Annotated in this window: 10 protein-coding genes and 2 pseudogenes; 8 read left to right on the plus strand and 4 right to left on the minus strand. The window is 51.2% G+C overall.

What is annotated here, in order from left to right; genetic code table 11:
* Positions 1 to 319 (plus strand): EAL domain-containing protein (locus tag FN082_RS28310; protein ID WP_142982778.1); only part of this gene is annotated, 319 nt, incomplete at its 5' end.
* Between the two features lie 280 nt (positions 320 to 599).
* Here FN082_RS28310 and FN082_RS28315 read toward each other — a convergent pair.
* From FN082_RS28315 to FN082_RS28325, 3 genes are all read right to left on the minus strand, one after another.
* On the minus strand, positions 600 to 1139 hold the full coding sequence (locus tag FN082_RS28315; protein WP_142982779.1) for a VOC family protein: 540 nt from the start codon (positions 1137 to 1139) through the stop codon (positions 600 to 602).
* Positions 1140 to 1346: 207 nt separating this feature from the next.
* Positions 1347 to 1730 (minus strand): GFA family protein, encoded by a 384-nt coding sequence (locus FN082_RS28320; protein WP_142982780.1) that lies wholly within the window; start codon positions 1728 to 1730, stop codon positions 1347 to 1349.
* A 153-nt stretch (positions 1731 to 1883) separates the two neighbouring features.
* Positions 1884 to 2462: a hypothetical protein gene (locus FN082_RS28325; protein ID WP_142982781.1), complete on the minus strand. Its 579-nt coding sequence runs from the start codon at positions 2460 to 2462 to the stop codon at positions 1884 to 1886.
* A 421-nt stretch (positions 2463 to 2883) separates the two neighbouring features.
* Here FN082_RS28325 and FN082_RS28330 point away from each other — a divergent pair, with 421 nt between their 5' ends.
* The gene (locus FN082_RS28330; protein WP_142982782.1) at positions 2884 to 3543 is read left to right on the plus strand and encodes a DUF1345 domain-containing protein; all 660 of its coding nucleotides are present in this window, start codon (positions 2884 to 2886) and stop codon (positions 3541 to 3543) included.
* Positions 3544 to 3862: 319 nt separating this feature from the next.
* On the opposite strand, the pseudogene FN082_RS28335 reads toward FN082_RS28330, so the two are convergent.
* Positions 3863 to 4497 (minus strand): annotated as a pseudogene (locus FN082_RS28335) (transposase); the annotation flags it as partial.
* A gap of 446 nt (positions 4498 to 4943) precedes the next feature.
* Between FN082_RS28335 and FN082_RS28345 the strand changes: the two are divergent.
* The 6 genes and pseudogenes from FN082_RS28345 to FN082_RS28370 all read left to right on the plus strand — a co-directional run bounded on the left by FN082_RS28345 (position 4944) and on the right by FN082_RS28370 (position 12778).
* Positions 4944 to 6305 (plus strand): YncE family protein, encoded by a 1362-nt coding sequence (locus tag FN082_RS28345; RefSeq protein ID WP_139538075.1) that lies wholly within the window; start codon positions 4944 to 4946, stop codon positions 6303 to 6305.
* A gap of 250 nt (positions 6306 to 6555) precedes the next feature.
* Positions 6556 to 6686: pseudogene (locus tag FN082_RS30310) on the plus strand (integrase); the annotation flags it as partial.
* Positions 6687 to 6917: 231 nt separating this feature from the next.
* On the plus strand, positions 6918 to 7472 hold the full coding sequence (locus FN082_RS28355) for a sigma-70 family RNA polymerase sigma factor (protein ID WP_080895899.1): 555 nt from the start codon (positions 6918 to 6920) through the stop codon (positions 7470 to 7472).
* A complete protein-coding gene (locus FN082_RS28360) occupies positions 7447 to 8457 on the plus strand; it encodes a FecR domain-containing protein (RefSeq protein ID WP_235891693.1) in 1011 nt (336 codons plus the stop codon). The genes FN082_RS28355 and FN082_RS28360 overlap by 26 nt, the downstream gene beginning before the upstream one ends.
* Before the next feature lie 99 nt (positions 8458 to 8556).
* Positions 8557 to 11052: a TonB-dependent siderophore receptor gene (locus FN082_RS28365; RefSeq protein ID WP_142982783.1), complete on the plus strand. Its 2496-nt coding sequence runs from the start codon at positions 8557 to 8559 to the stop codon at positions 11050 to 11052.
* A 61-nt stretch (positions 11053 to 11113) separates the two neighbouring features.
* Entirely contained in the window at positions 11114 to 12778 is a 1665-nt protein-coding gene (locus FN082_RS28370) for an ABC transporter ATP-binding protein/permease (RefSeq protein ID WP_142982784.1), read from the plus strand.
* Positions 12779 to 12931 lie beyond the last annotated feature (153 nt).

Consider the following 12931-nt stretch of genomic DNA (forward strand, 5'->3'; position numbering starts at 1 on the left):
TTCTCTGGATGACTTTGGATCGGGATACAGCAACATTAATTACCTGCGACAAATCCCGATGGACATCATCAAGCTTGACCGCTCTATTGTGAGTAAGGTTGCTCACGACAAGGCAAGCCGCATCATTGTTCGCAACATTATCACCCTCCTCAAGCAACTCGACTATATCGTTCTGGCCGAAGGAGTCGAGGAAGCCAGTACTGTTGATATTTTAAGAAAGCTGGGCTGCGATGAAGTTCAGGGCTATTTTTTTGCCAAACCAATGACCCCCGATGTTTTTGAAACCTGGTATCATGGTAAAGACAATGCCTTAAAATGAGCGAGCATTAAGTAAATACGTATGCACGCCTGCCCGTAATATATGAATAAGAAGGGAACTGGTCATCCTGACCAGCTCTCTATTGATTATCAGACACCAATGATAGTCCTGCATCCGGGTAATCATGACAAATTCTAAAGACCGCTATTCGCTCTCCACAGACCTTCAGCTCCAGGAGCTTGTCCGCTGTGAGCCAAAAGCGGACAATCCTGATACTGAAATTTGAACTGTGGGGAACTCCATCATAGTGCGGCGTCGTCCTAAAACAGCAACATATCATTTATCGCTCAGGTATCCATGTGTCTGCTTCGCTGTCTTCAGGATAATAATAACCATTAGGTATTGATTGTAGTTCTATCAGGCTGCCCCATGGAGCCTTAAAGTATACGCTGGCATTACCATCAGTATCTTCATGACGCGAATTTTCATGAATTTCCGAAAGGAACTGCCCTCCCGCTGCCCTGACTCTTTCCAACGCGTATTGTATATCGTCCACATAAAGTGAAATGTGGTTCCAGCCAAAGTCCTGTAGCCCTACCGGCTGCGCCTGTTCTCTGCTTACTATCTCAAAAAGCTCCAGATTTGGACCATTACCAATTCTCAGCAACCGCTGTTTGATAATCATTGAGCCTTCTGTCAGGCCCAACTGCCTTTCGGTATCAGCCCCTTCTCTTGGGGAATCGCTATCGGTCAGGCCGTCATAAACAAACCTGGCATCCAATGCCTTTTGCAAAAATTCAGTTGCCTGCTGCAGGTTTGGAACCGTTAGACCCACATGATTTATGCCTCTGCTAACGGTACGTTTTTCTCTATTTATCATATGTATACTCTGGTTAAAAATTTAAATGAATCAAACAGAGTTTAGTACAATTTTCATTTAAGAAACGCAATGCCTGATAATTTGTAAATTTTCTGTCGCAAAAAACATCCGTAGTTCGCTCCTTACGAACAGCTAAAGACCATAATTAATACTCGCCTTCAAATTTAAGTGACATCATGACGGCTATACATGTAAGGGCTTCAGTGTTTATTCAGCAATATCAGGCATAATTATTCTCCACCAATGAGGTTTCATATCTTGAAATGCATGGGATGATGGCGAAAATAAGTCGCGTTGGTTGTGGTCAAATATACCGCTCAGCAAAGCAGTTACCTGAGAGTCATCAATAGCACCGACCGAGGTCCCACACCGGGCGCAAAATGCCCTGGATGAAGCTGCTGATGAGCGGAACAGCGATGGTTCCCCCCCTTCGGCAGTCCATTCAACATCTGCGGAGTCAAATTCAATCCATACTGCGGTCTGACAGCCAGTATGTTTCTGGCACATATCGCAGGAACAGGAATGAGGGGAAGAAGGATTTATCGCTGTGAATCTGATGAACCCACATAAACATCCACCTGACAATTTCATATCTATCAAGCCCTTGTAGAATGTTCAGATAGACAAAGATAGCATCGATCACTCCTCACAGCGGAACCTCAAATCAGTCAGTTAGTCCGCTCAGTGCCAGGAGAGACGTTGCAAATTATCAGGTGCGTTAATACATGGCGCGCTGACTGGCTCTTACAGATTCGACTGAACAGCCTTGAGCGTCCGTATTCGAATCCAGCCGCTTCCTGCACGTATCGCCAGCCAGTACGCGGCCATTTTTAGCTGAGTGATTCTATCCGAGCAGTAGATGAACGTTTCAGTACATAGCTCATACTGACCTTTTTTCAGTTCCGCTACCCGATAGCGCAGTAAAAGTTTCGCGCTACCCGCCATTGCAGATGTCTGATAATCGTTGGCATCTGGCACGTTTTCCAGACCGAAATCTGCACGCCAGAATTTTCCTCGTAAGCCGTAGCAAAGTTCAGACGATGACTTTTCCAGAAGAGTAAAGCTGTGCAGGCCAAAGCTATTAACCGCCTGATTTTGCTGACTGTGCCGTAATTTCTGTGGGAGCTGTCGCACAAACATTAATAACCGGATGACGGGATCTTGCTGAATATCGAATTCTGTAACCAGCGGCAGAATTTTTTCAGGCGAGTTCGTCTCAATGATGGCACTGTGCTTCTCATAAAACTGGAACTGAGGCAAGAAAGCGGGGACATCATACCAGCCAGCAAGCGCTTTACGGGTAACGAATCCAGGATTAACCATATGACTTCCTTGCTATATTTTTTTAGCTTAGCCAAAGTAACATATTCGTCTTATAAAACAAACAACTGTAAAATGTGCGAAGGGTTAGGTCAGACTTTATGATTATCCAGCCTTGATGGTTATCGTACTGCAAACGTACTATTTTGGCATTTACAGTTTTGAATAACCAACGTCCGCTCATCGCTCAAAACGGGCCTTCAGCTTAGTCAACTCGTCCGCTTCGTGCTAAAGCTGATGCTTCTTATTTCTAAAAGTGAGCCAACACCTGATCTGGGAAACGATTCGTTTTGTGCTGATCCAACCTCGCCGTTGCCACATCGGTAGCATCTACTTTCAAGGCCAACTCGCGAAGATTTGCAAGAATAGGGCTGAATCTGGGTCTACAGTTAGTCTATCGTCCCTTTTCTAAGCCACGAACATCATGACCCTTTCTCTCGGAACTTACTTTCGTGCGCGCCTTCGTTTATTGGTTGCTATTCTTGCCGGGGTAATCTGCTTTTTCACCGTTCCTCCCGGGCTGGGTTATCTACAACGGCTGTTGATTAGCTGGGATATGCTGGCATGGCTGTATCTGTTCTTTATGTGGTTTCTGATGTTACGTACCGATGTTCGGGATATTCCGCGTATCGCCAGAATACAGGACGAGAGCGCGGGGTTGGTGCTGGGTATGGTGATCCTTGGCTGTCTGGTCAGCATACTGGCGATCCTGATTGAGCTCACCTCGCTTAAGCACCTTTCCGGAACCCCGCGCGTGCTGCACCTGCTGCTAACCGGTGCCACGCTGACGGTATCCTGGGCTTTACTTCCCACCTCATTTGCCATGCATTACGCTCACCACCACTACCTGCACCGAAGTGAAGAGGTCACGCCGATGATTTTTCCGGAAAAGCCCGGGGAACCGGGTTACTGGGACTTTCTCTATTTTTCCTTCACCATCGCCGTCGCGTCGCAAACCGCCGATGTGGCGACGGGAACCACCGAAATGCGGCAAATTACATTGCTTCATTCGGTTATCTCTTTTGTGTTCAATCTGGCGATTCTGGGACTGTCGGTGAACGTTGGCGCGGGGTTGCTGGGCTAAACGCCGCATCATTATTTTCATTCAGTTTTGCGAGCGTCCTTCCAGTAGCCCGTATTGCTCAGCCCCGTTAAGCGCAGTATCCTATTGTTGTACTTGCAAAATCAGGTGCCGGGATTGGAACCCTGAACTAACTTCATCGACGACATAAAAGCGAGTCAACGCAATTTCATGTCGTATGCACAGTCACCATCTCAATGGTGGGCTAGCGGGAGCATTGAAAGATGCGCCAGTATCGATGAATCGGTCGTTCTAACCCGTCTGGTTTAGCCACCAATGTTCGAGCCATTTCAATGATTGCTCTGCCTACTAATTCTTCTTGTAATCCTTTCCCTTTAAGCGATGACGTTCTGGATCTACGAACCGCTCTTCCGCTTCTGAGGCATTGCTGCAGCTCTTTTTTTAATGCCCCCGGGTTTGTATAAAAAGCGTTTTATAAATCGTTTCGTGTGACACATGCATTTCCTGATTATCCGGATAACAGCGTTTCAGCCAACCGGCGATCTGTTCCGGCGACCAGTCCTGATACATCTTCTCTACAATGATTTTACACAATGTGGGGCTTTTAATTAGCTTGCAAGGTTTTGGTCTCAGAGCATTTTCCCACGCAGCAGCATCGGCTTTTGCTGCACGGTATTGTTTGGCACCTCCGTGCCTCCTGACCTCGCGGCTAATCGTTGAGGGCGCTCTTGATAATTTGGCAGCGATGTCCCTGATACTGAGTTTTGCTACCAGTCCTCTGGATATCTCCTCTCTTTCATCAAGCGAAAGCGCTAATCGGTGCCGCTTTCGCACGGGAGGACGGTAGCCACCTGTCTGGTGGATTGTGGGCATGATAGAAAAATGAAATCTGTCGAACATTCTGGCGATATCAAGCAGGGAATCACCTTGCTTATATCTGTCCCAGATAATCGCCTTCTGCTCTGGCGTGTAGTTAATTCGAGTTCTTCGTTTCATGGCAACGTCCCCCTTGATTAAGGATAGCGTTGCATCGACCCATTGAACTCACAGCTCATAGCAGACCTTCAGCTCAACCAGCTCGTCCGTTTCCTGCCAAATACGGAAATTAAGGTCATTTCGAACCGTTAACGGTTAACTTGCCTTCAAGTATGTTGATGATCAAATCGAGTGGAAAGATTATTTCGTTGGTATGTCTGAACTCTCCTATTGTCCACCAGTAGCATGCCCCCAACCAAAAACCGCCACCCGTTTTCCCACTATACAGCCAAGGCCCCGCATTTATGATACCACTCAAACAGTAATGATAACTATTTGCATCAATGTGCTATGTTAAACACGCTTAAAACAAGACTTGGTTCTCATGGCGGAAGATAAGACTCATCGCGTGGGGATAAACTGTGGCTGCGTTGAGATGCAGCATCAATACAATTTATGGAGATAAGATGAGAAGAATTTCAGTCTGGTCAGTGCTGTTGGCCTCCACTATTGCGATGTCAACCGCCACAACGGCATACGCCGATAGCCAATGGGCAGCCGCCACCACTACCTTCCCTGGTAATATCCGTGCCGGGTCACGGGAAGTTCCCGTCAAGCCTGGAGATAAAACGGTTGTAGCCATTAAGAACCTGCAGGCGGGCACGACCGTCACCATGCTCAATGGCACTGAAGTGCTGACACCAAAACCACTGACTGCCGATGAAAAAGGAAATCTCAATATTCCGCTGACCGTTCCGGCCGATGCCGCTACAGGCCTTCATCCACTCACTGTTATTACGCAAAATCCCGCGAGCGTTTCGCAGGTCATGTTGAAATTGTCCCAGATTGTCCCGCCAAAAAACACGGAGGCTTTCAGGCTACAAACAACGTCCGTCGGTGAGCGAGCTTACCAGTCGGCAGTGTCGGCTGACGGGAAGCTGTTCGTGACCTCTGCACGCGGCCCGAAGGATGGTAGCCGCCTAATGAGACTGAACGCCGGAACCCTGGCTATCGAAGCAGAGGCAACTCTACCTAAAGACAAAAAAGGTGAGCAGATTGGTGTCTTCGGCGTCGGTGTTGATAACGTCCATAATCAGGTCTGGACGACGAACACTCTTGCCGAGACGGTGACCGTCTATGACGCAAAAACGCTTTCCGTCGTGAAGGTTTTCCCGGAGGGATCGGTCTCGCATCCACGCGATGTGGTTATTGATGAAGCCAACAATCGGGCCTATGTCAGCGCGGCTCTGACCGGTTTTGTCGAAGTGTATGACACCAAAACGCTAGAGCACATCGGTCAGTTGGAGTTTGTGGTGGAGCGTGGCAAAAAACTGTTTAACAGTACCGATCTTACCCTCGATAGCGCTGGCGGCAAACTCTACGGCGTTAGCCGCGATACGCCATGGGTAGGCTGGATTGATCTCAAAACCGGCAAGAGTACAACGGTGAAAGTACCTCAGGCGCAGGGCGCAACCGACATCGCTCGCGATCCGCAGACTGGCCGTCTTTATGTCGCGTCCCAGGAGACGAACAATGTCGTGGTTCTTGACGCGGACGGTAAGGTACTTGCGGATACCTATATTGGTGCTGGGGGCGTATCTGTCGTCTGGGATCCGCTGACGTCGCAAGTTTTCGCGGCCACACGCGCAGGCGGCAGCGTAGCTGTGCTGAATAAGGATGGTAAACTGGTCGCTAATATCCCGATGGATAATACTCCAAACAACCTTACCGCCGGGCCTGATGGCGCCGTTTATCTGGTATCTATGTATGGTACGACCGGGGATAAAGTTCAGACAGGCTCAGTGACGAAAATCACCGCCCAAAAATAACGGCATTATTATTCCCCCCAGCCGCCTGTTGGCTGGGGGGTATGTTTTCAGCATATCTGAACGGTATTCACATCCTTTTACCCGAGGCACTCTGACGCCCATCACGCTTCATACACACGAATTTACAACAATTACTCCGCGCGACAATATCTGCCGCACCAGGCTGCCCATACGCAAGTCTCCAGGAGGCAGTTTCTCGCTCATGAGGGACAATCATACTCAAATCTCCCACATCACAGGAGGTTTGAGTATGAATATGTCACCGTGGAACAAAGATCGTGTTATTGGCCAAAATGACCACTTCAGATATCTCATATCTGGGAGATCCGAATCAGGCTTGAACTGGAACGTAAAACGCGCGATTTGTCTCTATTCAATGTTTAGACGGCATTGCCATTAATGGGGATGCATCGGAGTGGATTAATAAGATCACCCCATGTGGCTTCATAAAAGGCGCCAATTATCTAAAGACCCGAAGTCATGCCACGAGTCTGCCGCTGCTCACTAAAAGCGCCTGATGAGGTGGGTTTTACTTGCTCATAATTGTAATGAAAATCGTTCTCAATTAAAATGTGATGGAAGTCACTCAACTTGAAAACCTGAGAACCTGATATGTCCGCCATTGATGCCTCATCTCCATCAGAAATCCATCAACTGTACCTGCATCATCACAGCTGGTTGCGAGGGATCCTGCGTAAACGATTAGGTAACCTCAGCGATGCCGCCGACCTGGCCCACGATGTTTTTATCCAGCTACTGCTAAAGCCCCGATGTTTTGACAGCAACGAAGGTGCGAGGGCCTATTTGAGCGTAATGGCGCATGGTATGTGCGTCGATCTGTGGCGACGCAAAGAGTTAGAAAAAGCATGGCTTAACACGATGCAACTCCGCGCCAACACCATCGTGATTTCCACTGAACATCAAGTGTTGATACTGGAAACATTGTATGAGGTTGACACCATGCTGCGCAGCCTGCCGGAAAAAGTGCGCACCACGTTCATTATGTCGCAGATTCAGGGGATGACTTACGCGCAAATAGCTTTGGCCTTACAGGTTTCCGAAAGAATGGTGAAAAAATACATGGCAAAAGCAATGCTTCACTGCATATTGCTGGAAGCGGAACTGTCAGACGCCACAGCGGATGTCCCGTCTGCGGGCTCTCGTTAACGCCGCGATGACAGACTCCCTCCCCCACAAACCTGATTATCTGGCGCTGCAGCAAGCCGCAGAGTGGTATGCACAACTGCTTGAGGCCGAACCGCAGGCTGAAATCCATCAACGCTGGCGTGCCTGGCTTGACGCGTGTGAAGAGAATCGCCACGCCTGGCGTTATGTGCAAACCGTCAGCCAGCGTTTCCAACCGCTGAGTGGTGGGCTTGCTTCAGCCGCGGCAGATACCCTACTGTTACCTTCTACGGTCATGGGGCGCCGGCGGGCCCTAAAACTGAGCGTGCTGTTCGCTTCCGGCACCTTGCTCTCATGGCTAACTTACCGCCACACGCCGCTGCGTGAATCGCTGCTTGCCGTCACCGCTGACTACCACAGCGCCACGGGCGAAATAAAACAGCTGACCCTGCAGGATGGCACGCGCCTGTGGCTGAACACCGCCAGCGCTGTTGATGTGCGCTACAATAGGCAGCTCCGGCAAATTGTCCTGATATCGGGCGATCTGTTAATCGACACCGCTCGCGATACGCGGCCATTTTTTGTCTCAAGTGAACAAGGCCAGATGCAGGCATTGGGTACCCGTTTCAGCGTGGAACAACATGATGGCTCTACTCACCTGGCAGTTTACAGCGGTACCGTTGAAGTTTCTGCGCAGCGTGGACACGTTGTACGCCGGGTCAATGCGGGCCAGCAGCTGGATTTTGATCGCTACGGCAAGGGGGCGTTATCCCCTAATGCACATGTTGACGCTGGTTGGTCGCAAGGCGTATTGCAGGCGAATAACACCCCGCTTGGCGAAATTATTAAGCAGCTGGCTCGCTACCGACACGGCTATCTGGCCTGCGACCCGAATGTTGCCGATCTGCGGGTGATGGGCGCGTTCCCGCTGGCAGACACGGACAAGTCGCTGGCGATGCTGGCACAAATTTTCCCTGTGCGCATCCACCGACGTTTTTCCTGGTGGGTGACGGTGGAAAAGCGTTGACCCCCAATTTTTTGATCTTTCCGGTTCCCTTTTTACCGTTCTCCTTCGATTCACTAGAAAACCTCTTTGTTTTTCACTCTGGGTAGAAGGTAAATCGGTATGTCGCTTACATCATTGATCTCATCATCCGGCGCAAGCCGAACCCCCACCCCGCTAGCGGTTGTCATTCGGTTATTACTCTGTGGTACCCCGCTGCTGATCGCGCCTGGTTTTGCACAGGCGACAGTTCAACCATCGCGCGTCTACGCTATTCCTGCCGGGCAGTTGAACCAGCAGCTTAGCCAGTTTGCCGCTCAGTCAGGGGTGTATCTGGCAGGCGACGCCAGTCTGGCGACCGGGAGCGGTACAGCGTTGACGGGGAACTATGGCGTAGAAGAGGGATTTGGCATTTTACTTGTCGGCAGCGGCCTGCAGGCGGTACGACAGTCCAACGGATCCTATGTGTTAGAAAAAATCTCCTCGGACGATAAGATGCTGGTGTTGGCAAGCGTCAATCAGAATGGCGTCACGGAGGGATCAGGATCCTACACCACGCGCAGTATGAATACCGCCACGGCGCTGAACCTGTCGCCACGCGAAACGCCGCAGTCGGTAAGCGTGATGACGCGCCAGCGCATGAACGACCAGAGCATCATCTCGCTGGACGAAGCGATGGGACAAAGTACCGGGGTTAACGTCGTTAATCAGAATGGCTTTCAGGTGAAATACGAATCACGTGGGTTCGTGATGGACAACATCAAGGAGGATGGCGTCAACGCCTCCACCCAAAACAGCGTGATGAACGCTTTTCAGGCATCAAGCGAATCGCCCGATATGGCAATTTATGATCGGGTGGAGATCCTGCGAGGTGCCTCTGGCCTGACCCAAGGGAGCGGCGAACCTGGAGGCACGGTGAATCTGGTGCGTAAAAAACCCACTTATCAATTCCAGGGATATAGCAGTGTCAGTGCAGGCAGTTGGGACAACTACCGCGGCGAAATGGATATTTCAGGGCCGTTAAATGATGATGCTACTCTGCGCGGCCGCGTGGTAGGCGTATATCAGAATAAACAAAGCTTTGTGGATTATATTCATAGCGAACGCAATGTGCTGTACGGCGTGCTGGCCTACGACCTTACCCCCGATACCATTGCGACGGGAGGCATCAACTGGCAGAAGACTCGCTCGGTACCTGACATCTATGGTGTTCCGTTCGCCACCGACAAAAGCAGTCTGAATCTGCCTCGTTCAACCTATCTGGGCGCTAGCTGGAACCGCGTCAGTTTTGAAAAAATCAATCCGTTCGTTGAGCTTGAACATATTTTTGCCAACGACTGGATGTTGAAAAGTGCCCTCAACTACACCCACTCCCGCTCCGACGGCAGGTATATCAGTGCATGGGGCAACAGTACGACAGGGGTCGATCCAGCCGTGGGCACGGGCAGACTCAACAACAATCTGCGCTACGACAACAAAGGCGAACAGTGGGGTTACAACCTGAGCATGAGCGGCCCGTTTGAATGGCTGGGGCGCAGCCACGAACTGGTGTTCGGCGGTGATTACCAGAAAGAAAATTTCGACAACGAGTTTGGCAGGATCGCCAACACCGCTACGGTCGATATCTACAACTGGCAGCCAGAATCCGTGGCTGAACCTGACTGGTCGAATCTCGATCTTTACAACAGCCGCTACAACGATCGTTACAACGTTTATCAGCGCGGACTGTTCGCCACAACACGACTGGAACTGGCGGATGACTGGAAGTTGATCCTCGGTGGTCGATATAGTGCTTACAGCTATGACTACTACTATGACAACCACCGTAATAGCTCCTCCAACGAGCATAGCAGCCTGCACGTGCGCGATAAATTCGTCCCCTACGGCGGCCTGCTGTGGGATTTTGCCACTCACTATACCTGGTATCTCAGCTACGCGGACATCTACAAGCCGCAAAGCGAGCGGGACAGCAGCAATAACATTCTGCCCGCCATCACCGGCGTCAACTATGAAACAGGTGTGAAAGGCGAATTCCTGAATGGCGATCTGAACGCCTCACTGGCGCTGTTCCGCATCATCCAGTCCAACCGTGCGCTTTCCGAGCCGGACAGCTCTGTCTGTGTCGATGCTGACAGCGGTTGCTACAGTGCTGAGGGAAAGGTGCGCAGTCAGGGCGTCGAGCTGGAAATAGCCGGTAAGCTCACCGAAGGCTGGCAGATTCAGGCAGGCTACACGCTGACCAACAGCAAATACCTCGAGGCCACGGAGAGTCAAAAGGCCGCTGGATTCAGCCCGCGTACGCCGAAGCACATGTTCAAGCTGTACAGCAGCTACACGTTGCCTGGCGAGTTAAACCAGTGGACTATCGGCGCAGGCCTGACGGCGCAGACCGCCACAGCAACCTACATTAACCGGACCTACGGACTGTATCAGGGGGGTTACACTCTGCTGAACGCCAACGTGAGCTACCGCTACAGCGATAACCTGAGCTTTAACCTGGTGGGCAACAACCTGACTGACAAGGTCTACTACCGCAATCTGGTCAACCGCCACCTTGGCGGCAACAACTTTTACGGCGATCCACGCAACTTTATGCTGACGGCAAAATACACGTTTTGATTGCCGGACCTCCCTCTCAATGGAACGCGGCCTGCCACTGGCAGGTCGCTGGCTTGACACGATGCAAACACTTAAACGCTTTTATCACCTGATGTCCCCTTTCTGGTGTGCCCGCAGTGCAGCCCTGCACTGGCTTTTACTATTGACAATCATCGGCCTGACGTTATCGGTGGTAGCCATCAGCGTGTTGTATAACAACTGGAGCAAAGATTTTTATGATGCGTTGGCCGATTATTTCCAGCACGCCTCTATTGCGGCTTTAGCACTGCGCTATACGGGTTATACCATGCTGTTTGTGTTGACTATCGTCTGCGGTAACTGGCTTAAAAAATTGCTGATCATACGTTGCCGCCGTGAAATGACGCAGCGTTTCGAGCAGATGTGGTTGGCAGGCGGCGCCCACTATCGGCTCAGTATGACCAGCGAGCCGGACAATCCGGACCAGCGAATTGCCGAAGACATCAACCTGTTGATTACACAGAGTCTGGAGATGTTGCTTTCGCTGGTAAAAAATATCGCCCGTCTGTTTTCATTCATCGCCATTCTCTGGCAGCTGTCCGGCGTACACACACTGCACCTCAGCGATGGCTACACCATAACCATCCACGGATATCTGGTGTGGACCGCTCTGGGCTATGCTGCGTTGAGCAGCGTACTGGCTCATCTGTTCGGCCGTCATTTGCATGGACTCAACGTGGCACAACAGCACGCTGAAGCGGACTACCGAGCCACTCTGTTGCGCATACGGGAACATGGCGAGCAGATCGCGTTTTACCGCGGGGAAGAGGCTGAGCATGTGCGAATGCAGCAACGTTTTCTGACCATCACAAAAAACTGGCGCCACCTGATGGGCCAGGAGTTCAGGCTGGAGACGTTTACCACTCTCTACTTCCGCTTTAGCCTGATGATCCCGGTATTTGCCGTGTTGCCACTATACCTGACGCGTCTGGTCTCGCTGGGAGCAATCATGCAGGCCCGAGCCGCCTTCGGCTACGTGCTGGACGCCTTTGGTTGGTTTATCGACTCCTATCGCCAGCTGGCGCGATGGTCCGCCACCGTAGAGCGGCTGTGGGAATTCCAGAGCAGCCTGCAGTATTTACCGATATCGCCGGCAATACCCTGCGCAGGCACAGCCCTGAACATCTTCGGGCTGACCGTGCGCCACGCCGACGGTACAGCTTTGTTTTTCCCCTTTACAGCTACGCTCTTACCGGGTGAATGGGCCGTACTTTCAGCACCCAGCGGTAGCGGCAAGACGACGCTACTGCGCGCGTTGGCTGGTCTATGCCCCGCCGCATCGGGACAATGGAGTCTTCCGGCAGGAGGTATGCTGTGCCTGCCGCAAAAAACCTATCTGCCGCAGGAGACGCTACGTCGCGTGTTGAGCTATCCGCTGACGCAAACACCGGATACGCCGCAACTACGACATGTGTTAACCCAAGTTGGCCTGCCATCACTCTGCCGTCGGTTGGATGAGGTATGTGACTGGGGGCGCGTATTGTCGGGCGGCGAGCAACAACGTCTGGCGTTGGCCCGCGCCCTGTTATTGCAGCCTGCGTTGTTGTGTCTGGACGAGGCAACCAGCCATCTGGACGACGCGGCTGCTATTGACCTACTCGGGCTGTTGCAAGAGGCATTACCACAGACGATAGTACTGGCCATCAGCCACCAACCTGCAGTCTTCGAACTCTTTGAGCATCATTGGGTGCTAGAGCCGCGGCACTAGCATCGTAAAGGTTAGGCCAACCATGCACTCACTGCGAACACGGGCATTGCGACCTTGCTTCTTTCCGTTCCGTGCCAGCAGCGGACTTTTCTAATGCCGCTGATGTATTAATCAATGGAGAGCAGGCCATATTTATAATATAAATTGACGGGT

The sequence above is a fragment of the Klebsiella spallanzanii genome, from assembly GCF_902158555.1.
Taxonomy (GTDB): domain Bacteria; phylum Pseudomonadota; class Gammaproteobacteria; order Enterobacterales; family Enterobacteriaceae; genus Klebsiella; species Klebsiella spallanzanii.

Excerpts from the sequence above, each read along its gene's own strand:
- FN082_RS28320 (WP_142982780.1), bottom strand. The coding sequence starts at position 1,730 with ATGAAATTGTCAGGTGGATGTTTATGTGGGTTCATCAGATTCACAGCG.
- FN082_RS28370 (WP_142982784.1), top strand. The coding sequence starts at position 11,114 with ATGCAAACACTTAAACGCTTTTATCACCTGATGTCCCCTTTCTGGTGT.
- FN082_RS28355 (WP_080895899.1), top strand. The coding sequence starts at position 6,918 with ATGTCCGCCATTGATGCCTCATCTCCATCAGAAATCCATCAACTGTAC.
- FN082_RS28365 (WP_142982783.1), top strand. The coding sequence starts at position 8,557 with ATGTCGCTTACATCATTGATCTCATCATCCGGCGCAAGCCGAACCCCC.
- FN082_RS28325 (WP_142982781.1), bottom strand. The coding sequence starts at position 2,462 with ATGGTTAATCCTGGATTCGTTACCCGTAAAGCGCTTGCTGGCTGGTAT.
- FN082_RS28345 (WP_139538075.1), top strand. The coding sequence starts at position 4,944 with ATGAGAAGAATTTCAGTCTGGTCAGTGCTGTTGGCCTCCACTATTGCG.
- FN082_RS28315 (WP_142982779.1), bottom strand. The coding sequence starts at position 1,139 with ATGATAAATAGAGAAAAACGTACCGTTAGCAGAGGCATAAATCATGTG.
- FN082_RS28330 (WP_142982782.1), top strand. The coding sequence starts at position 2,884 with ATGACCCTTTCTCTCGGAACTTACTTTCGTGCGCGCCTTCGTTTATTG.
- FN082_RS28360 (WP_235891693.1), top strand. The coding sequence starts at position 7,447 with ATGTCCCGTCTGCGGGCTCTCGTTAACGCCGCGATGACAGACTCCCTC.